Raw genomic sequence first — 22,316 nt, forward strand, 5'->3', positions numbered from 1 at the left:
AGGTGCTGGGTTCCTACTACTATAGTGAAGAGGATTTGAAATCGCTATTCGCTGAAAATGAGAACCGCAGATGACTTTTGAACTATTACAAGCTTATCTTCGGCTATTCGAAAAGGATAAAAAGCTTAATGTATGGCATCAGGCATTACTGAATGCGATCTTACATCTTGCATGTCTACAAAAGCAAAAGAAAGTTATCAGGGTTAGCAGGCGACGACTTATGGCTTTTTCCCATATTTCAACTTTGCCGACCTATCATAAATACTTTAAGGAGCTTCAAGATATGGGCTACATCGCTTATAGACCTTCATATCATCCTGGCTACAAAAGTGAGATTGAACTATTGATAAGCCCTAAGATCAGCATAAAAAAGGTATAAAATAAGCCCTCCCGTTTCAATAAAGCAGGAGGGCTTATTTTTTAAGATTAGTCTTTAATAATCAGCCCGTTCTTTCAAGTAACCTGTTGCGCAGAATCGACATTTGGGATTCGATATCCTTTAGTTCCGTAATATCGAAACTTGGAGAATTCTCGGCACCGGTAATTTTACCTTCTATTTCTGTCAGTTCCATTTTCAGTCTTGCCAGCATTTGTATGGAATCTTCTTTGGGGTTTTCCAGAGCCGCCAGCTTTTGTTTAAGCTGCTTCATTTCAAGACCTATACTCAATTCCTCAGTAATCGCATATTCTTCGGTCTGGGATATATTGGCATGGCCTAGCATTTCTTTAACTATGTTAATAGGGACACCATTCTTTAGCGTTATGGTAGAGGCAAATGTTCGTCTGGCCTTATGTGTGTTTAATTGAAAATCAAAATCACATAAGGTTGCTATTTCTTTCAGATATTCATTGGTCTTTTGGTTTGACCTCACCGGCAGAACTGAATTTCTTTGAAGGCATAACGGATCGTTTTCATATTTTTTCATTATCTCAATTGCCTTAGGTAATAATGGAATCTTGGTAGAAGCATCGGTCTTCTGACGGTTGGATATAATCCACCACTCTCCATCGATACCTCTTTGAATTTCGCTTTTTTGCAATTGATATACATCTATATAGGCAAGGCCTGTGTAGCATTGAAAAATAAAGATATCTCGGACGATAGTTAATCGTTCGGATGAAAAGGAGCGATTTTCTAATATATGCAACTGGTCGCTTGTAATTGGCTTTTTTGTCGGTTTAGTCCTCTTTTTCTTAAACTGTCTAAAAGGATCAGTACTAATAATTTCTTTGTCAATCGCCCTTATTATAATTTTTTTAAAATTCGAAATGTATTTTAACGTACTGTTATTATTGCACTTCCTTTCAGTTCTCAGGTAAAAATCATAGTCCTTTATAAATTCAAAGTCCAGGTCTTTAAAATCCATATCATCGACTTTATATTTGAACATCATAAAATCCTTGACATGGCTTAACGCAGTATTATATCTTGTTGCTGTTGCTATAGCAAATTCTCCAATTTTTGCCAAAGTTTCTATTTCCGTATTATGTTCTGCAAACTCCTGTAGAACTTTATTATGGCGATCTTCCTTGCCGTTTATACATGAAATAAGTTTTTCGGATGTAATTGCTTTTCCCATACTTAACAGTTCAGTTTTATATTGAACTATTTTTGACGTTAATAAGTCAAGAAATGAATTGAGTACCCGTGCATCTTCCTTATTTCCGATGGCTCTCTCTGTCTTTTGATCCCATCTTTTAATATCCCATTTCTGATTTGTGGAAGTGTCTTTCGGTCTGCCGTCTACTGTGATTCGGGCATATACCATTCTCATGTCATTTGGTTTTCTTGGTGTCTTCAGAAAGAAGGTCATCCCATAACTGCTCTCTAACATAATCTTTACTTTTTTAGGTTAATAAAATTCGGATTATATTGCGCTAAAATCAAGATGTTAACGTGCTTTACCTGTTGATATACAAATAGTTAATGTGGTTTTTGTGGCACATTAGCTAATTTTTTTCCTGTGCCACGATTGTGACACAAAACTTTTGGGTGTTTTTGAAAATTTTGCGTGTAGTAGTAAAAAACAAAAAAGTCTGCAATTATTAAAATTGCAGACTTCATGCGGTTTTACAAGTTTTTTAGGAGCAAAAACAGTCTTAAGATTTTGACTTTTCAGCTACTTCGCGGAGAAAGAGGGATTCGAACCCCCGGACCTGTTACAGTCAACAGTTTTCAAGACTGCCGCAATCGACCACTCTGCCATTTCTCCAATACATCGCAACCATTTCCTGATTGCGGTTGCAAATATAGTGCGTTTTTCGGTTTTTACAAGCCTTTTTTGCTTAAAACTATCGAAAAAACAAGTGGTTTGATATAACTTGCTTACAGTGATAGTTTTAGAAAGGTAAATAAAAATTAAAAACCTACGTATTCCGTGATTTCAAGTCCGTATCCGATCATTCCCACACGTTTTGTCTGCTCGGAATTGGATAATAAACGGATTTTACAGATATCCAAATCGTGCAACATTTGCGCTCCGATACCAAAATCTTTAGCGTCAATTTTAATTTCCGGTGCTTTATGTACACCCTGTGACTGCAGATTTTTAAGCTCCGACAAACGGTTTAGCAGGTCGGAGGACTGTATTTCCTGATTGATAAACAAAATAGCACCCTGTCCTTCTTCGTTAATACGTCGGAACATATCGTCAAGACGTTTGTCGGCATTATTGGTCAGCGTACCTAAAATATCGTTGTTAACGTGTGTAGAGTTGATTCGGGTCAGTACCGGCTCACCGGCGCTCCAGCTTCCTTTTGTCAAAGCAATATGCACCTGTTTGTTTGTGATTTGCAGGTAGGCTCTTAAACGGAAAGTCCCGAAACGGGTTTCGATTTCAAAATCCTCTTTTTTCTGGATCAGACTGTCGTGCTGCATTCTGTAGGCAACCAATGCCTCAATAGAAACGATTTTAAGGTCAAATCGTTTGGCTACTTCCATTAATTGCGGCAAACGGGCCATAGATCCGTCTTCGTTTAATATTTCAACCAGTATTCCGGCCGGTTTTAAGCCTGCCAGACGTGCTAAATCGATAGCAGCCTCTGTGTGTCCGGTTCTTCTCAATACACCGCCCTGTTTGGCACGTAAAGGGAAAATATGTCCCGGACGACCCAGGTCTTCCGGTTTGGTTTCGTCGTCTACTAAAGAAAGGATGGTTTTGGCTCTGTCATGTACCGAAATACCGGTAGTACAGCCGTGTCCTTTTAAATCTACCGAAACGGTAAACTGTGTTTCGTGCAGTACGGTGTTGTTCGTAACCATCAGGTTAAGATCCAGTTCCTTACATCTTGCTTCCGTTAGAGGAGCACAGATAAGGCCTCGTCCGTGAGTAGCCATGAAGTTGATCATTTCCGGAGTTACTTTTTCTGCCGCAGCAATAAAATCTCCTTCGTTTTCACGATCTTCATCGTCAACAACAATAATAATTTTACCTTGTCTTATATCTTCAATTGCTTCTTCTATAGTGTTGAGTTGTATGTGTTCGTTAGTTGCCATTTTAGTTGTTATTATTTTTAAATATTTTTTCTGCAAGTTTCTGGAACGGAACGGTAATCCAGTCAAAATTAATCATCACGCCAATATCGTTGGTTGCCCGGTAGGTCAGGAATATTGCCAGTGGCGTTAAAACCATCGAAGCCATCCAGGTTCCCAGGAAAGGAGGGATCCCGTTTTCCTGTGCTACTTTCTTTCCGAAAGTATTAATGAAGTGGTAGATAATGAAAATCAGTACCGCAAATACAATGGGCAGTCCCAAGCCTCCTTTACGGATAATGGCTCCCAGCGGTGCCCCGATAAAGAACATCAGCAGACAGGAGAATGCCACTACAAATTTTTCATGCAATACGATCCAGTGTACGTTGATGTTTTTTTGTTTTTCCAGCAGGTCATTACTGTTACTGTCTATAGAGTAGATCAGGCTGGTTACGTTATTTTTTGAAATTTCCAGTACTTTATATTGTAAATCCAGAGGCAGCAGCGCCATCATGTCTTTGGTTTTGTTGGATGCTGTATTGGAACCGGAGAATTTGGGTTTCAATGCAAAATCAGTGCCCTGAACAATATTGTCGGCAAAGGATAATTTATCTTTTTTAATATTCGATTCTAAGGAGTCAATGGTAAAATTCAGCTCATTTACCGTAAGCATGGTATTGGTATTCGTGATCTTTTCATCTTCATCAACAGGGTTTAAGGCTGTTAAATCGATATTGACACGGTATTTTTTAAAGGCTGCTTTGGCAAACGGTTCCCGTTTCCGGTCTTCATAATTTTTTGGCATCACATCTTCGTAGTAATAGCCGTCAATTAAATCCAGTTTTAAAATATTGGAATTGGCATCGTTAATTAAAACGCCTCTTTTGGCTTTAATAACCGATTTATTCCCGGTTCCCAGGTTTGATTTCTCGTGCATGGTAACACCTTGCAGCTGTTCGCCTTTTTCACCGGATTTCTTATCGACTTTAATGGAGAAATTCCCGATCTTGTTAAAAAGACCTTCCGCAATGGCCATGGCCGGTTTGGTATGGAAAATCTCTTTACGAAGGTTTACAAAATTATATTCTGCTTTCGGAATAACATTATTGGCAAAAAAGAAAGAAACAAAGCTTAAAATCACGATAAAAATATTCAGACTCTGCATCGCTCTTTTCAACGATATCCCGGAAGATTTCATCGCTGCAAATTCATAATTCTCCGAAAAACTTCCAAAAGTCATGATCGAAGCAAGCAGGATGGAAAGCGGTAAAACGAGCGGAATCATTTTTGGCGAGTAGAAGAGTAGGAACTGGAATACCAGCCAGGCGTCCAGATCTTTACCGGCTAATTCAGCAATGAACAGCCAGATTCCCTGCAAAATAAATATAAAAAAAAGGATTACAAATACCGTAGCAAATGTAATCAGGAAGCTTTTAAGAATGTAACGGTCTAATATTTTCACCCGATAATTAATCTAATTTATTGATGTAGTAATTAGGATATTTACTTTCGGTAAAGGTAAAATGATTTTTCGAAATAGGCTGATTCGTTTTAAAAGAATTAACAGTCAAAGTGGTTTTTGTACCGTCTTTCGCGATTTCGATCTTATTGTAGATGTGTTTTGTCTGAGTATCAATACCTAAGTAAATTTCTTTGGTTTTATCTTTGGCGCTAAGCGGCGTAAGTTTGATGTATTGTATCTTACGGCCTCTGATGTTTAGCAATTTGTCCCAGGCATATTTGTAGCCGGAATTGAAGAAGGTCAGTATTTTAGACGGCGTAATGGAATTTTCATCATTCTCGTCATATTTGGATACGGTAATTTCTTCGTCTTCAGGGATAATCGTATAGTTTTTCTTTCCGTCAAACATTTTGGTAACGCCCATAAAGTTCAGTACGAATAAATTGCCTTTAAGGGTCACGTTTCCTTTACTGTCCTGATCCTGGTTTTGTTTGGTGTTTTGAAGCGTAAAGCGGAAATCAATAACAATATTGTCATAGCTTTTCGCTTTGGTATAAACTTCATCCAACAGGTCTTTTGCCTTTTTGGCTTCCTGTGCCTGTAGGGTTAAACCAAAGAATAGTAAGGTGATAAACTGAAAAAAAGTACGCATTTTAAAAATCATTTTGTTCATTAGCAAAGAATTGATCCAGGGATGATAAGTCCGGAATGAGTACACTTCGGGCTTTACTGCCTTCAAAAGGACCTACAATTCCTGCAGCTTCCAGTTGGTCGATAAGGCGTCCGGCTCTGTTGTATCCCAATTTCAGTTTTCTTTGTAATAAAGAAGCCGAACCTTGCTGTGCGGTCACAATAATTTCTGCGGCTTCTCTAAATAAAGAATCTCTGTCGGAAATATCTATATCAAGACTTATGCCACTTTCTTCACCAATATATTCCGGAAGCAAATATGCATTCGGATAGGCTTTCTGTGAACCGATGAATTCCGTAATTTTTTCTACCTCCGGTGTATCAACAAAGGCACATTGCACACGAACCAGGTCATTTCCCTGCGTGTATAGTAAATCCCCGCGGCCGATTAACTGATCGGCTCCCTGGCTGTCCAGAATGGTTCTCGAGTCAATTTTTGAGGTTACACGGAAAGCGATACGTGCCGGGAAGTTGGCTTTAATGATACCGGTAATAACGTTTACCGACGGACGTTGTGTCGCGATAATCAGGTGAATACCAATGGCACGGGCAAGCTGTGCCAGACGCGCAATAGGCGTTTCCACCTCTTTACCGGCGGTCATGATCAGATCGGCAAACTCATCCACAACCAGAACGATATACGGCAGGAAGCGGTGTCCGTTTTCCGGATTTAATTTTCGTTGTCTGAATTTCTCGTTATACTCTTTAATGTTACGCACCATCGCATCCTTCAGCAGGTTGTAACGGTTGTCCATCTCGATACAAAGAGAATTCAGCGTGTTGATAACTTTGGTATTATCGGTAATGATCGCATCTTCCGTGTCCGGAAGCTTGGCTAAATAATGTCTTTCAATTTTATTAAAAAGGGTCAACTCCACTTTTTTAGGATCGACCAATACGAATTTTACTTCTGCCGGATGCTTTTTGTATAAAAGCGAGGTCAATACGGCATTTAAACCAACCGATTTACCCTGACCCGTTGCACCGGCCATTAAAAGGTGAGGCATTTTTGCCAGGTCAACCACAAAGGTTTCGTTAGAAATGGTTTTTCCTAAAGCGATTGGCAATTCCATTTCTGCTGTCTGGAATTTCGGAGAAGCGATAACGCTTTTCATCGAAACCATAGTAGGGGAGTTGTTCGGAACTTCGATACCAATGGTTCCTTTACCCGGAATCGGAGCGATAATACGGATTCCTAAAGCAGCAAGCGATAAGGCAATATCATCCTCCAGGCTCTTGATTTTGGAAATCCGGATCCCGGCTTCGGGTACAATTTCATATAAGGTAACTGTAGGACCAACGGTTGCCTTAATCTGGGCAATGTCGATTTTATAGTTACGAAGGGTCTCAACAATTTTGTTTTTGTTTTCTTCCAGCTCTGCCTGATTGATGGTGATGCCGCCGGATGTATATTCCTTTAACAGGTCAATGGATGGCAGCTGGTAGTTGGATAATTCCAATGTGGGATCAAACTCCCCGAAATCACGGACAAGTCTTGCCGCCAGATTTTCTTCCACCACGGCTTCCTCTTCGATTTTTTCGATTACAAAATGCTCGTCATCGGTTTTTATAATTTCCGAAACAGGAGCAGTCGGGATTGTGGCTGCCGGCTCCGGTTCGACAGGTTTTGTTTTCAGGCTGATTTCCGAAGGGTGTGCGATAGTGGGTTTTAAAGCTTCTTTATTGATCTCAAATGCAGAAGGCTTGGTCTTTAATTCAATATTGGACAATACTTCGTCGTCCTCTTCATCGTTAAAATCAAGACTTGGATTGGAAGTAATAATGGTGTCGTCAATTATTTCATCGGCTAAGGCTACCGGTGAATTGTTCTGGTTTCCGGCAACCGGCGTGTCCAGATTTAACTCGTCTGTAAAGGATTTGTTCGATTTTTCAAAGAAATCTTTAATGCCTTCGGTTGAAATTTTTATTTTGAAGATCAGGTAAATGATAACGCCAAACAGCAATACTAAAAAGGTTCCGGTTTTGCCCAGGTAATCCTGTACAAAAAGGTTCATTTCATACCCGATGATACCGCCTAACTGCGGTACTACATTCCAGAAAAAACCAAAGAGTACAGAAAGGATAACCATTACAAAAAGGTCCCAGAAAATGGTTTTTTTAAGTTTGGTTAGCGACAGATCTACCAGAAGATAGGTTCCGGCTAAAAAGAACAGGCGCACAAAAAGAAAAGAAGCCGCTCCGAATCCTCTATACAGGAAAAAATCGGACAGAAAAGCCCCGAATTTCCCTAACCAGTTGTATGTTTTCTCACTTCGGTCACCAAAGCTAGTTAACGAACTCTGGTCGTAATCGCCATAGATATAATAGGAGATAAAAGAGAGCAGCAACGCAACCGAAAATAAAACAAGTAAAGCCCCGAACAGGACTTTGTACTGACGTGAAATTTGCCAGGAGAATTTCGGTTTTGCTGTTTTTTCTCCTTTATCCGGAGTTTCTTTTTTTGTTGATTTTGCCATTTACAATAGTCAAATTTTGTCGCCGTACGGTGAATCAGATTATCCGTGGCAAATATATAATTAATCCCACAGCAATAGCGGCAAGGGCTGCAAAAAATACAGCACCTGCGGCTATGTCTTTTATAAAACCTATTTTTTGATGGTAGTCCGGATGAATAAAATCGGCAATTTTTTCAACAGCCGTATTCAATCCCTCGATACTTAAAACCAGTCCGATTGCCAGTGTCTGCACCAGCCATTCCACCTGCGATATTCTGAAATAGAATCCGGCCAGTGTAACCAAAACAGCCAGACTGAACTGAATCATCACGCTGTGTTCGGTTGTGATTAGTTTGTAAGCTCCTTTAAAAGCATACACGACACTTTTCAGCCTACCGGTAAAAAAGGAATTATCTTGTTTCATTTAAAATTTAAAGTGCTGCCAAAGCATTTTCGTAATTAGGTTCGTCCACAATATCCGGAACCTGCTCACTGTATTTTACCACGCCGTTTTCGTCCAGAACAATAACAACACGGGAAAGCAAACCTGCTAAAGGTCCGTCGGCAATTGTCAGGCCGTATTCTTTACCGAAGCTACCGTCTTTAAAATCAGAAAGATTGATCACGTTCGATAATCCTTCCGCTCCGCAAAAACGAGCCTGTGCAAATGGCAAGTCACGTGAAATACACAATACTTTTGTGTTTTCCAGATTGCTTGCTTTTTCGTTGAATTTTCTAACAGATGCCGCACAGGTACCGGTATCCACACTCGGGAAAATGTTTAAAACAACTTTACTTCCTTTAAAATCGGATAGGGAAGCTAATGAAAGATCGTTTTTAACTAATTGAAAATCTTTTGCCTGTGTACCAACCTGCGGTAATTCTCCGGCAGTATGAATTGTATTTCCTTTTAATGTGATTTGTGCCATTTTTTTAATTTTTTTAGTACTCCAAAAGTATGAAATTATATCGAAAATACGAAAGTGTACCGGATTTGCCTGCCGAATTTACACAAGGGGTAATTTTCAGGCGGTTATGGAGTGGGCGTATGGCGTTTACCGGCTGGGGAATAAAGAGGCGCGATTATTATAGGTGTAATTAAAGAGTGTTTCTCTTTTGGGATTCTGAGCCCAATAGCCGCATCGTCATTATGTGTTATTAATATACTCCTGAGCATTACAGGCCTTATGCTTTAAACCAAACGGATAATAATGATTCTCTTCCATAATGGAGGACACTCCTGTAAAACTATTCTCCGTACAGGACATCCCCAAATCCATAGGTAGCACTAACATAACCCTATGCATGCTGAGAAAATTTTAAAACATCTTTTTTGTGCTGAAAGCCAGCTAAATAAGAGGTGTTTACCAATGTTTTTTAGTCTTAATAATATTTGTGACCATTCGATCAATTTCATTACTAAAAGTTTTTTTTGCATCGGGATTTGGTAAAAGAAAAACAAATCGGCTAAGAACATCATTCTCCGTTGAGAGATAGGCGATTCCTCTTACGAATTCGCTATCATTGTAAGAAAAATAAATCTTTAGATTTCCATCCTGTTTTTCAATGTCCGTAATAACCAGCTCATACAAATCCGTTAAAAAATCTTCAAAGTTATTCTCATCAACTTTTACTGCTCCGCTCATCTTATTAGACATCAGATACAATAAATATTTAATCTTGCCATCTGCTCCAAACTCATAGATATCAATATTCGCTTCTGCCTCACGGGTAGTGTTAAACATCGTATAAGTTGTATTTTCTGGGACAGTAACGGTATAAAACTCAGTTTTAAATTTCGTTTGCGAATAAATTCCGGTTACAACTAACAGCGATATACCTGTAAAAAATAGTTTATACTTATTCATCCATCATGTACTTACTAATATTTATATTATCTGATGTTGTCAATATAAAACGAATATAACGATTCTTTTTTTTATCTCCGAAAGTTGTTATACAAGTCAGAGAAGACAGAAAAAGAACTGTCTTATTTATTTTTGAATCATCTTTTTATACGAACTATTGATAATCATAGTTTTAATTAGGGATTAAATTAAGGAGACTATACTTAGAATAATTTTATAAAATAGTTCTTTTAATAATTCCTTTATTCTTAATAAACTTGGCAGTCTTTGGTAAAGGATAAGCATTATAGGTAGGATCTACTAAGGTGACCTTTTCTAAAATTCTCACCATTTTTCTCCATTAATAATTGGATTAACATAAGGATGGACACATGTGTTGCGCCCATCCCTGTATTCCGAATACTGAAACGAGTTTCTGACTTTTTATGAATCTTAATGTTTTATTAAGCTTTTATAGATTTTATATGCGCTAACATTATCAATTTCAAAATTTGGTATCTCTTCAATATTATTTTTAATTAACAGTACAGAATCGTTATTATTTTTTGAAGCACTTATGTTGTCTAAAATGCCAGAACAAGCTGTACACTTTATTAAAACATAATAATAATCAATTTTTGATTGAATGATTTTTTTTGATTTTACATTAACGGAAAATAACTTCTTCTTGTTTTTTAAAATTTCATCAATTTTCTTCCTATTTGCTTCTCCATATTTATTGTCAATATTAAAAGAATCATTACTATAATTGAATGTCAAATATATCGAATCTCTTTTTTGACATGATTCAAAGTGACCGTCTGAAAAATCTTTTAAAAAAACATCTGAAATTTTAAAATCATCTTTTAACTCCACAGAAGAGTCATATTTAATTGCCTTCAAAGAAGCTTTATATTTATCAATCTTGGTTTTCTGTTTTGTTTCAGAAAAAATTAATAAAAATTTTTGTTCAGCAGATTGACCCAATACGCATTTGGGAATTAAGAACAATAAAATTAGAAATAATAACTTTCTCATAATATTAATTTGCTTTATAACTATTTTGAATTATTTGATCAACTTCTGATGTTTTTAAACTCTCAGGAGGACTTCCTAAAACATCACCACTCGTATTCGTATATCCATTGTCAGGGATTGTAAATCTGTATTATTGGGTATTATCAATTACGATCACTTTATGAGAAGCTCGAAATTCATTTGTTATTATTCGCATGGGTTCTTCTCCCTTTTCATTCTTTTTTTCTAATTTTATATAGCCCTGATCATTTATAATACCATCTATATAGAATACTCCTGTTTCATTGAATTTTATGTCATAAAAAGGAATAGTATTATTATCGATTGCCCCAAAAGTATCTTTAACTATTTTATGAAGATAGCTTTCATCATAATCAATACTTTTAGTCCTGGCCATTGCGAAAATAATATATCTATTATTCTTTTTATTTATATCATTATCTAAATCGGTCGTAATAGTATCTAATATATTTCTATAAATTATTTTTCCATTATAACTTTTCCCTTTATAAATAGTATCTGGGAAATCTATTTTAAATTCAACCCCCTTGTTATAAAAAATAGTCTTTTTATTGATATTATTGGCTGGTTGGTTTTTCACGTCTTTGCAACCAATATATAATAATAAGATTATTATTGCTCCTAAAATTTTACCTGTTGTTCTCATTGTTTGTTTTTTCTTCTGCTTCTCTTTTTCTTTCTGCATTTCTTTCAAAAATCAATGGTATATCTACTTACTGCTAACGACAGAGTTTTTTACTTGAATAGTTATATTGTACTTCGTTTTGTTAGTATGTATCTCCTTGTAATTAGTATTTGGCACTACACATTTTAATACTACAGCTAATTGATTACACGAGGATATTGGTTTTTTTAGAGTTGTAATTTGCTTCTCTTTATTGGCGCGGATTACAAATCCGCGCTATCGGGGTTTATTTTTATTCAAAACTTCTTCATCCAATTTACCAGCAATTACCGCTTTCTCAAGGTCTCCAATTGTAAGTTCTTTATAGCCTTTATTTTTTTTAGGGAACAATTGAGCTATAACTGGTGGCAGATTTATTCCTCCTTCGGCACGGAAATAATCTGCTGCCATAAAATTTGAAACATTTACACTAAATTCCTTTCCAAACTTAACTATGAATTCGACAGCATCATCACCGTAAATAAGTAAATCTTCTTGTATTGAAGTATCACGTGTCAAGGGAAAATCATATTCCCAGCGTTCTCTAATTATGAATTGCTTAATATTTTCAAAAATTCCAGTCTTACTCATCAGATTTCAATTTTTCTAATTTACAATCAGTTTGGGAATCTTCTTGTTCTTTAATACTCTTATTGTGTACCAATACCTTACTCTTTGTCACAAAATAATTATGATTGCCATCAACTGCCATATTATATACAATTACTTTCTTAGCTAATCGTCGAATATTTTTTATTTCCAGTTTCCCATCGGGTTATCCATTGCATAAGTGTAAGGAGACCATTTGCGCCCTTGTTCTGCTAACGGATCAATATTCATCCATCTGCCAATAGCCGCATCACAATTACGCGCTCCATAATCATATAAATTTAATCCTAATTCATCCTGTAATTCCTTTCCGTTAAATTTATACTGTATTATAAGTTAACAGAACATATTTTAATACTGTAGCTCATTGAATGCACTGTCTATAAATTATGTTTTTTAATTACAGTATCAATGGTAGACTTATCATAAAAGCAAACAGGATCTTCCAACCGAAAGCAAACGTTCTGATTTGACATTACTTTTTAAAGCCCATAGTATCCAAAATTTTATACTATAATGCCAATAAATCCATCCTATTACAACACCAACAATAACCCCTTCTCTAAATGTTAAATTAAAAATAGAAGAACTAATGTAGGCTATACAGAAGATAATTAATAATAAAGGAATATTAATCCATAAATAACCAATCAATATTAACCTTAATGTACTTATGTTTTCAATATTTTTCATGTTTTTAGCTGTTTAAATATCCAATCTAAGAGGATGTTCTTTTGTCCTCTTAGATAGATATTTTAAATTAGGATTATTTTTATTTATTCGTTAAGATTTATTATTCTATAGAATTGAATAATTCTATATCCTCGGCCAGCCAAACACAGGGTACTCCATTATAATAGTCTCTAATCCGATCTTCAACATGATGGGCTTCCCAAACAGCTGCTCTTTCTAACCCTTTAATATGTTTTTTGGTTGTAGGCGTTATTTCACCGGTATTGGGATCATACAATTCAAAATTTTCAGGATTTAAAGCATCTTGTATAAACTTCATAGGTTGCTTTCTAATTTCTTCTCTTATATTAAGTTTTCCAACTTTTAACCATCGACCTTGTGTTATTACATCATTATACACAGCAACAATAAATAAAATTTTCTTATTTTCAAGAACACTAAATTCTTTCAATGGCACTTCAGTTCTATAGTCAAAAAAGGCATAACCTGCATTTTCTAATATTTGTGCATAAGTATAATATTTATTTTCAATATTTATTTCAAGTATTGCTCCTTTAGTAATTTGTTGTTTTTTCATATTTAACCTCCAAACTTTTTTAATGAACTATTTTTGTTTGATAACCGGCTGATTATCATTGGTGTTTGTAGGTGGAATTAACAGAAAATTTAAAGCACGTTAAAACTCCACTTTATTTTTAAAAGCTATAATATCACTACTGTAACTTTTTTAGTTATGGCTTAGGGGCTTAAATTATTTCTCTTTTAGAAGTAGATTAGGTTTTTCTAAATTGATATACATGTAATTTTTTAATATGCGTACCGATTCTTCTCCATTTATTATTGAATCACTATGCAAAAAAACAATATCCTCAATAACACCATACTTTGGTTTTTCTCTCTCAAAACATATAGAATTCTTTTTAAATAGGAATTCTTTCAGTTGAAGCTTATCATAATTTGAAAAATCTCTTAATAGTGAATCAGAGGTTTTGAAAATGATAAATCTTTTTTTTCCAAACTCTAAATTTAATGTATCTAAATAAGAGTGGTATATCAAACAATTTTCATCCTTAAGCTCATAATATTGACTGGCTTTATCAATTCTATCATTTTTATCAAAAATTATTACTTGATTCAAATATGAGGATGAATTTTTTAAATTTACAAACTCTTCAACTCTTCTTGTTGAATCATTAGAACTTACATTTTTTTTAGAATCTTTAATATCTGTTTTACATGAAATCATAACTGAAAACATTGTTATGATTAATATAGGTTGTAATACGTTTATATAACTTTTATGGTTTTCTTTTTTGTGCAGCTTCACTATCATCTTCAAATTGTTTTTGTAGTTTATTGTATATATTTAATGCTTTACTCTTAGGTACTGTGGTGTCATTTAGTTTATAATCTGCCTGAGGTTTATTGTTTGGCCCATATGAAGTAGTCGTTCCTGTTGCTTTACGATAACTAAATGTTTCCATTTTTTCCTCAGTATTTGTACTATTCTGCATTGTACTAACATCATTCTTTTTTGCAGAAGAATTACTGCTTGCTTCTGTTGGCACTATTGGTGTTTCTCCTTTTGCCCCTTCAGGACCATGAATGTTTGTTAATTCCATAATAACATCAACATTAACTTGTTTAGTATCTCTATTACCCTGTTCTTTTTTAACAAGACCATTTTGAGCGTTGTCCTTATCCTTAACCTTAAAATCAAAACCGAAACCTCCAGAAGATTTATCAGAAGAAGACCCCACACTAAATGTTTCTTTTATCGAATTTCTTGTGTTTTCCATTTTTTGATTTACATAACCTTTAGCCATATTTACAACTTTGCTAATTTTGTTTCCCACATAACTACTAACTGCCTGTTTCGCTCTTGCAATATAATTACTAATAGGGTTATCTGGCCACATTCCATCTGGATCAATAAAATAAACGGGGTTATCCATTGCATAAGTATAAGGAGACCATCTGCGCCCTTGTTCTGCTAATGGATCAATATTCATCCATCTTCCAATCGTAGGGTCATAATTCCTTGCACCATAGTCATAGACATTAAGACCTAATTCATCCTGTAATTCCTTTCCGTTAAATTTATACTGATAAGGATTAGGCATACTATTTAGCTGTTCTAAAACAGGAGCGTTATAACCCGGTGACCCGTCCATTGGCATGCTGAACAAATACTCCTGTGTATTATAAGCCTTATGTTTTAATCCAAACGGATAATAATGACTTTCCTCCATGATCTTTACACGGTCAATCACCTTGTCATAGGCCCAGCTTACCCGTGTATTGCCCAAATGGTCAGTATAATTAAAGACATAGTTAAAGTGAATATCATCAGTAACCTTAACATAGCCTTCTGCATGCGGGAAAAAAGCCAATTTACTGCTAATATACTGAAATCCGTCTAAATAATCGGTTTTGCTGACATCGCTGCCGTCAGTCACTTTTTTCTGTACCTTAACCCCGGCAGCACTGTAAAGATAATTGATTTTATTTCCGCCGGAAAACGTTATTTCCATTGGTAAGTTCAGATGATTATAAAGAACATTCGTAATCTTTTTATTTTCATCTTGAATCATATTCCCGTTAGCATCATAGGCATAATCATTATATGTATTATTGTATCCATTGTCTTTAAATCCTTCCGGATTATTGGTCGTATCGTTTACACGCATCAAACGGTTACCGTTATAAGTATAGGCTAAATCATCGATATCGATCGTAATATTGGGATGATCCAAATTACCGGTACGTTTTAATTTTGTTATATTACCATTTTTATCATAACTGACGGATTCATCATAAGAGTTCGATATTGGTTCATTCGATAATGGTTTTTGATAATAAGCTCCCAATAAGCGGTTTAAATTATCATAGCGATAACCATATTTTCGTAGAATGTTGTCACTGGTTGTCTTCCAGAAAGTTTCAGAAATATTCCCGTTATAAAGAGGTTTTACCTGACCATAGACACTTGCTGTACCATAATACACAGTGCCATCTTCGTCTGTTTCGGTTACCTGATTATAATTGATTTTATAACCAAATAAATCGGTCTCTTCCATTCGCAGTACCGGATCTCCCACAGGACTGATGTTATTGATATCGGTCAGCCAGCCACGAACATTGTAACGGTAATCGACTTTTTGATATCCTATAGCTCCTGTTGCATCCGGACCTCCTATATTCTTAGAAATTAACAACCCTAATTCATCATAAGTGTTTTTAGTAATTAACTCTTCAGGACCACCATTAATTTGCTGTTTGTGTAATAGTAACCGATCCTGATTTGTATAAGTGTAAGTATCTGTGATTAGAATCTCAGTATTAGTATTACTCCTTTTATGAGTGGTTTTACTATACTCTGTTTTACCTGTGAAATCAACTTTTTTATCAATTTGAGTATAACCACCGAAATGATTGTTAATACGATTTCGAATTGACCTTTCTTTTTTATCATAAAAATCATAGGTAAGCTGGTTGTTGGTCTCATTCGTTGAGGTCAAAATCCTGTTCCAGGTTCCTGTTATATGCCCCTTAACATTTTGTTGTACCGACTGTCCTTCTATTTGCTGCGGAACTACAGGTGCATTCGGATAGGTATAGTTATCATAATAATTAATACTTAATATATGGTATGAACCTGTAGGGAAAACAGTATTGGTATAAGCTATAGACACATTGTTGATGACACCTGTACCTGTTTTATTTTCATTTAATACCGTTGCAGCATTATGGATGTCTTGCACTGCTTTTCTACCTGTAGTATTAGCCGGATGACCGGTGTACCAACCGGTGTAGATATTCTTATTGTAAGCATCATATTTATTTATGATCCATCCTTCTGTATTATTATTTGTAAATGGAGAAAAAACAGGCCCTGTAGCTACAATCCGGTCCAATTTGTCATATATAATGAATTCCCATTGTTTTCCCGGTATTTTTTTCTCTACAAGCCTGTTGTTTTTATCATGTTTATACTGATAACACAAATCATTTAATTGCGTTAACGGGGCAGTCGCTAACGGGGGGATAACGTAGGTCAGGTTACCGTAAATATCGTACACATAATAAGTGTCATGTGCTCCGTTATTGTACGATCGTTTTAAAATTATCCTGTCTTCTTTGTCTTTATACTCTTCTGTTGTATTATTAGTGCCAGATATCCAGTTTTCATTTTTTATAACCTTCTTATAAAGTTGACCGGGGGAATACGTACCGCTTTGAACCAGATTAATATCATAAAGACCTTTAGCATTATCCCATGTTGTTACTGCTTTGAAAAAAATTACAGCATCAGTACTTTTATTAAAAAAGTAACTATTTCGTATCTCATGTCCGGTGCCGACTGCCCAGGTGTTACCCGAAGCCGACTGTACGATAACCTTATCTAAAGAAGATTCCTCATATACCTTTTCGCTATAGGGATAGGCAGTCGTTTCGAAATAAGGATTACCTGTTGCCGAAGACAGTACGTTGTAATAATTATGGGTGTCATTCTTTGCTGAAGTAATGAAATTTAAAGAAGGAGTTTGATTGACATAAGATAAATATTCTTTTGATTGTCTGAAAAATGCATCATACTCAATATGGGTAATAATATCGTTTCCTGAGGCCGACTGTTTGTGGCTAATTTGCTGTATTGGTCTGCCAAGTCCATCAATATAACTAAGGTCAATTTTTGCCTGACTCAAAGCAGGTGTAGCGATTCCGTTTAAAACCGGAACTTTATAACGGGTTGTTTTTATCCAATTTTTATCAGGACTCTGCCCAAAAATAAGAATCGGAAACAATAATAAATAGTAAAATATCTTTTTCATATTAATTCTTATAATGGTATTCATTTTCTTTTAAAATATACTTATCATCGTCTTTGGTGTTTTTTAACCTGCCATAAGGATCATATTCATAATAGGTAGTGTTACCTTTGGGATCGGTTATAGAACTCACACCAATTAAAGGCTTATGGGTATAGGTTGTTACCATACCATTTGGTAATGAATTTCTAAGATTATTCAAAGCAATAATTAAGTTTGCTTCTGTATCACTATTTGATTTAGATTGCAAATTGTTTATTGTAGTAAGCGGAATATCAGTATATGCTGCATTTTCAATTTTTGCAATCAACAATGTTTTATTGTATCCCCATATATAAGAGATTTTAGCTCCGTTTTGCTGTTGTGCTTCCAAATAGTTCCCGTTAGAGGTGTCTACCAAATTGTATATAATCTTATCTTCCAGATTATTCGCAGCTTTTGCTGTTTGTACAATACACGGAAGAATAATGTTATTTCCCCAGTTTTTATATAATGCCCGTTTGGTAAAAATCAATTGGTTGTTTTTAAAGGTATTGATCTGCACGGGTGTATTGATGTTATTTTTCTGTTTTAATGCGATAAAAGCATTAAACGGCGCTGTGGCCAACGATCCGTTTGGTAAACTATTAATGGTTGTGATATCATCCGGATAGTACACATTTGTCATTTTAGTTTCACCAATACCATTATCTATATTTTCCAAAGACGATTTAATTAAACCTCTGTTGTTATAAGTATATTTTATCCCTTTCCTGAGTTCATCACCTTCTGAATATTCTTTTATAGTTTCTGAAGCTAACAGGTAATTACTTATTTTATACTTCTTCTTTACGGCAAAAAGTACTCCGATGTTATTTTCATTTTGCACACGCCATGGATGTGTAATTGGCTGATAAAATGATTTTTCATTATAGACCACATCATTATATGTATTTACCGTTTTCTTGACCAGAAGATTGCTCTGATTGAAAATATTTTCTTCCAATAATTTTCCTCTTTTATAAGAATTATCAGTAAAAATATTTCCTCCCATACCGCTATTGGCTTTAATAAAAGGACTCATACAAATATTGGTTGTAGCCAGATAGATTTCACAGATGCTTACAGGCAGATCGTATGGATCGGCTTTAAAAATTTTATTTTTAAAATTATTGGTCTCGCTTGATGTATAAAAAAATTCTTTGTATCCATTGCCAGTTTCTCTTTCAATAACTCTCGAATATCCTACAAAAGCACCCGAAGTGATATCTTCTGCCAGGTTACTCTTATCTAATAGTTTCCATTCATTAGTGTCATAAACCACATTTCCAATAGTTGTTATTGTAGCGGGGATGTCTTCATCAAGTCCTTGATTGGTTTGATACTGTACATTAAAAGCCTTTACCAAAGGATGTCCAAAAAATGGAAAATTGTCGAGATTTCCTGAGCTCAGTTGATTATCTTTTTTATACTCATATTCCAAGTATCTGCTATTCCCTGAACCATCGTTTAAAATTTGTTTTTTTATCCTTATTCCTCCACCTTTAATATCAATACCATTAATATTAAAAGTATTCGATTCATATTCGAATTCTGAAAAACCTCCTGTTGGATATTCAACTTTTTTAAGCGACCATGCTTTAGAGAATTCATTTGCCTCTCTATTAAAATAGCCATTTATAGTAGCATTTGGAATATTAGGTATCAGGAAAGGTAAAAGCGATTGCTCTTCTTTATTCGGATAATAATATAATTTAGGATTAGGCGTAAGGCTTAATAGCGTTGGTATATTTGAAACGTCAGCAGAATTATTATAATACCCGAGAAAATCAACTGAAAAGGAGTTAATTGGCGGTAATTTTATGTCTTCAATATAAGTAAAAGTGTATGGTTTTTTTCCAGATTCTTCAATACTTGACAGTTTTAGCCTTTTGTAACGGTAAGGGTTATATTCATTATCTGGATTAAACTCTCCTACATTATAACTGGAATTAAAATAATCATACTTGAAAGCTACTGTTTTAATAATTTCGTTTTTGAAATTTTTAACGGTCATCTGTGTTAAAAAATCACCATTATAAATATCTTCCCGAGTATTCCCAATCCCCGAATTTGCACCTTCATTATTGTTATACTTAAAAGTGATTTCTCCTTTATCAAAAACAATTCTGCTTAATCGTTTTTTTTGAACATCAACTCTACTATCACTATTTAGTGTATAGTCTACGATACTTGATCCTCCTCCTGTCCAATAACGGGTACAATTGTTAACCGTAAGTGCATCAGAATAAGGTATTCTGAAATAGTTAAAAAAGCGCTGGGTTCTTTTTATAGTATTCTCATAAAGAATATTTTCGTTGAAAGGATTGGAATGAGTGGTATCATAATAAAATTGGACTTTCTTACCTGTATTGGTATCCTCTATTTTTGTAATATGCCAAGCAGAAATCTGGGCTGGATATTGATTTATAAAACCTCCGGGTGTAAAAGAGTACTCTCCCAGAAAGCCTGTTGCAAAAAAAGTCGCAGATAAATCGAAATCACTGAATGTATATTTAATTCCATCCGGTGTGGTAACTATTATTGTAAAAAAATCCTGAGTTGGAAATTCATATAAATAGATGTTACCATTAGGATAATTTTTACCGTAAAAATTGGTGTTGAATAAAGCTTTTCCTTTAACTGCCGAGATTATTGTTCCCTTTGGCGCTAACTCCACAGGTGTATTTATATCCTGAAATATAAAACTAGTACTGTAATTATTGGAATGGAAGTTATAAGTATCAGGTAAAAAATCAACCTTTCTTCGATCAAAAGTCATCTCACTGTTAGTTTTCTGAATCAAAAAGTGACCTAAATTGCCTCTTACTGAACTTGCACTACCAACATTAAAATTTTTATTCTGTTCTACCGCATCTGTGAATACATAATCTGTGTCAATCTGATTAAAACCAATGCTGTTAAAATCATTGGCTTGATTTACAATTCTGGTGATTACCGTTTTTGATAAATTCCACCCGAGTCCAACATCAGAAGCAGACTGATCAACTTTAATACCTCCCGAATCATAAGATAGGGTTATCGGGTAGTTAATATTTCCCGTTTCAATATTATAGAGTGGTATTGATATATCTGCTTTGCCAACATAATGGTTTACTTTTTTTAAATTATGCTTTTCAAAACTAAAAACATCAGGATTGGAGATTGTAGCATAATTAAGTTTATCATTAATATCTTTTACAGTTTGTGAACGTAAACTGCAGACTACAAGTAGTAATATAACCACTTGGACTATTATATGTTTTTTCATAATTATCTATTTACTATTTATTGTGGCTTATACTTTTAATCACTTTTACAGAATCCGTTTGCAGATTGGTACGGATCTCTACGATATAAATCCCTTCGGGATAATGACTCAGATCTACCGGAACGGTCCGGCTATCAATGCTGAATTGTTGAAGCTGTCTCCCGGACAGGTCAAATACCGAAGCGGTACCGCTTTGAAATTCATAACCCACCACGATATTGGTAAAGTTTTGTGCCGGATTCGGCAAGGCTTCAATAGCTGATTTCGCCACTTCTTTTTTATAACGGTCTTTGAGTTTTACCACCCAGAAATCATTTCCGCCATGTCCGCTGCTTTTATCGCGGGACGGTTTGCCTTTGGAGGTTCCGGCCAGCAGGTAACCGCCATCGCGGGTTTCAATCAGTCCGTTCAGGATGTCTTCGCCATCACTGCCCACGGTTTTGCTCCAGAGCTCTTCACCTTTGGCATTGATCTTTAAAGCTATATAATCGTTGATGTCTTTTTTGTCTTTCTTTCCGTCCGATACTTCTGTCCGAGCATAACCGCCAAGGAGCAGCGTACCGTCTTCATTTTCCACTATTGAGGTCAGCAAATCTACCGCTCCGTAGTTGTAGGTTTCCTGCCAGAGGGTTTGTCCGTTGTCATCCAGACGGACGATCCAGAAATCGGTTCCTTTGGTATTCGCCCGGCTCTTGTCGTTCGAAGGATTGGAATTGGAACTGCCGCCCAGCACATAGCCGCCGTTTCGGCTTTGTATCAGCGCACTCAGGTTGTCATCGCCATCACCGCCCAGGGTACGCTGCCATTCGATGGCACCGGCTTTGTCGGTTTTGATGATCCAGTAATCCCCGGTACCGAGGTTGTCGCTCTGCTTGTCGCCCGAAGCCGGAGAATTGGAATAGCCGCCCAGGATATAGCCGCCGTCTTTGGTTTGTTCCACCGTTTTCAGCTGATCCAAATAACGGCCGCCGTAGGTCTTTTGCCATTCGATCGTTCCGGAAGCATTCAGCTTTACGATCCAGTAATCCAGGTTACCCTGATTAGCTTCGGTTTTGTCGCCGGATTTTCCTGAAGAAGAAGATCCGCCAACGATATACCCGCCGTCCTTTGCAGGGCTGATGCAGGCCAGCTGTTCCTGACCGCTGCCGCCAATGGTGCGCTGCCATTGCTCATTGCCTTTGGCATCGAGCTTGATGATCCAGTAGTCGTCCTGACCGCGGGAATCTTCTTTTTTATCGCCGCC

20 protein-coding genes and 1 tRNA gene are annotated in these 22,316 nt (G+C 35.9%); all 21 read right to left on the minus strand.

The window, feature by feature from the left end:
- Positions 1 to 440: 440 nt before the first annotated feature.
- Positions 441 to 1,835 carry a site-specific integrase gene (locus BGO42_RS08065; RefSeq protein WP_273245283.1) on the minus strand — a complete coding sequence of 465 codons (1,395 nt, stop codon included), beginning with the start codon at positions 1,833 to 1,835 and terminating at the stop codon, positions 441 to 443.
- A gap of 293 nt (positions 1,836 to 2,128) precedes the next feature.
- Positions 2,129 to 2,213: transfer RNA gene (locus BGO42_RS08070), tRNA-Ser, on the minus strand.
- Between the two features lie 146 nt (positions 2,214 to 2,359).
- Positions 2,360 to 3,496 (minus strand): 3,4-dihydroxy-2-butanone-4-phosphate synthase, encoded by a 1,137-nt coding sequence (gene ribB, locus BGO42_RS08075; protein ID WP_273245285.1) that lies wholly within the window; start codon positions 3,494 to 3,496, stop codon positions 2,360 to 2,362.
- Between the two features lies 1 nt (position 3,497).
- Positions 3,498 to 4,934: an LptF/LptG family permease gene (locus BGO42_RS08080; RefSeq protein WP_177735091.1), complete on the minus strand. Its 1,437-nt coding sequence runs from the start codon at positions 4,932 to 4,934 to the stop codon at positions 3,498 to 3,500.
- A gap of 7 nt (positions 4,935 to 4,941) precedes the next feature.
- Entirely contained in the window at positions 4,942 to 5,586 is a 645-nt protein-coding gene (gene lolA1, locus BGO42_RS08085) for an outer membrane lipoprotein periplasmic chaperone LolA1 (RefSeq protein WP_273245288.1), read from the minus strand.
- A gap of 1 nt (position 5,587) precedes the next feature.
- The gene (locus tag BGO42_RS08090) at positions 5,588 to 8,101 is read right to left on the minus strand and encodes a DNA translocase FtsK (protein WP_273245289.1); all 2,514 of its coding nucleotides are present in this window, start codon (positions 8,099 to 8,101) and stop codon (positions 5,588 to 5,590) included.
- A gap of 34 nt (positions 8,102 to 8,135) precedes the next feature.
- Positions 8,136 to 8,504, minus strand: coding sequence for a diacylglycerol kinase family protein (locus tag BGO42_RS08095; RefSeq protein ID WP_177735085.1), 369 nt, complete (start codon positions 8,502 to 8,504; stop codon positions 8,136 to 8,138).
- A gap of 7 nt (positions 8,505 to 8,511) precedes the next feature.
- The gene (tpx, locus tag BGO42_RS08100) at positions 8,512 to 9,009 is read right to left on the minus strand and encodes a thiol peroxidase (protein WP_273245291.1); all 498 of its coding nucleotides are present in this window, start codon (positions 9,007 to 9,009) and stop codon (positions 8,512 to 8,514) included.
- 219 nt (positions 9,010 to 9,228) lie between these two features.
- Positions 9,229 to 9,387 carry a hypothetical protein gene (locus BGO42_RS08105; protein WP_273245293.1) on the minus strand — a complete coding sequence of 53 codons (159 nt, stop codon included), beginning with the start codon at positions 9,385 to 9,387 and terminating at the stop codon, positions 9,229 to 9,231.
- A gap of 57 nt (positions 9,388 to 9,444) precedes the next feature.
- The gene (locus BGO42_RS08110; protein ID WP_273245295.1) at positions 9,445 to 9,948 is read right to left on the minus strand and encodes a hypothetical protein; all 504 of its coding nucleotides are present in this window, start codon (positions 9,946 to 9,948) and stop codon (positions 9,445 to 9,447) included.
- 432 nt (positions 9,949 to 10,380) lie between these two features.
- A complete protein-coding gene (locus BGO42_RS08115) occupies positions 10,381 to 10,965 on the minus strand; it encodes a hypothetical protein (RefSeq protein WP_273245297.1) in 585 nt (194 codons plus the stop codon).
- A gap of 130 nt (positions 10,966 to 11,095) precedes the next feature.
- Positions 11,096 to 11,680 carry a hypothetical protein gene (locus tag BGO42_RS08120; RefSeq protein WP_273245299.1) on the minus strand — a complete coding sequence of 195 codons (585 nt, stop codon included), beginning with the start codon at positions 11,678 to 11,680 and terminating at the stop codon, positions 11,096 to 11,098.
- Positions 11,681 to 11,887: 207 nt separating this feature from the next.
- A complete protein-coding gene (locus BGO42_RS08125) occupies positions 11,888 to 12,241 on the minus strand; it encodes a DUF1493 family protein (protein WP_177735075.1) in 354 nt (117 codons plus the stop codon).
- On the minus strand, positions 12,234 to 12,413 hold the full coding sequence (locus BGO42_RS17900; protein WP_353681426.1) for a hypothetical protein: 180 nt from the start codon (positions 12,411 to 12,413) through the stop codon (positions 12,234 to 12,236). The genes BGO42_RS08125 and BGO42_RS17900 overlap by 8 nt, the downstream gene beginning before the upstream one ends.
- A complete protein-coding gene (locus tag BGO42_RS17905; RefSeq protein ID WP_353681427.1) occupies positions 12,404 to 12,592 on the minus strand; it encodes an RHS repeat domain-containing protein in 189 nt (62 codons plus the stop codon). Before BGO42_RS17905 ends, BGO42_RS17900 begins: the two co-directional genes overlap by 10 nt.
- A gap of 90 nt (positions 12,593 to 12,682) precedes the next feature.
- Positions 12,683 to 12,952: a hypothetical protein gene (locus tag BGO42_RS08130; protein WP_273245301.1), complete on the minus strand. Its 270-nt coding sequence runs from the start codon at positions 12,950 to 12,952 to the stop codon at positions 12,683 to 12,685.
- A 100-nt stretch (positions 12,953 to 13,052) separates the two neighbouring features.
- Positions 13,053 to 13,529, minus strand: coding sequence for an Imm26 family immunity protein (locus BGO42_RS08135; protein ID WP_273245303.1), 477 nt, complete (start codon positions 13,527 to 13,529; stop codon positions 13,053 to 13,055).
- Positions 13,530 to 13,703: 174 nt separating this feature from the next.
- Complete coding sequence (locus tag BGO42_RS08140) at positions 13,704 to 14,285, minus strand: hypothetical protein (RefSeq protein ID WP_273245305.1); 582 nt, start codon at positions 14,283 to 14,285, stop codon at positions 13,704 to 13,706.
- The gene (locus tag BGO42_RS08145) at positions 14,251 to 17,787 is read right to left on the minus strand and encodes a DUF6443 domain-containing protein (protein WP_273245307.1); all 3,537 of its coding nucleotides are present in this window, start codon (positions 17,785 to 17,787) and stop codon (positions 14,251 to 14,253) included. The genes BGO42_RS08140 and BGO42_RS08145 overlap by 35 nt, the downstream gene beginning before the upstream one ends.
- A 1-nt stretch (position 17,788) precedes the next feature.
- Entirely contained in the window at positions 17,789 to 21,073 is a 3,285-nt protein-coding gene (locus tag BGO42_RS08150) for a hypothetical protein (RefSeq protein WP_273245309.1), read from the minus strand.
- 13 nt (positions 21,074 to 21,086) lie between these two features.
- On the minus strand, positions 21,087 to 22,316 hold a 1,230-nt coding region (locus BGO42_RS08155; protein WP_286749047.1), incomplete at its 5' end, for a T9SS type A sorting domain-containing protein.

The organism is Flavobacterium sp. 40-81 (assembly GCF_001898245.1).
In the GTDB taxonomy this organism is placed as follows: Bacteria; Bacteroidota; Bacteroidia; order Flavobacteriales; family Flavobacteriaceae; genus Flavobacterium; species Flavobacterium inviolabile.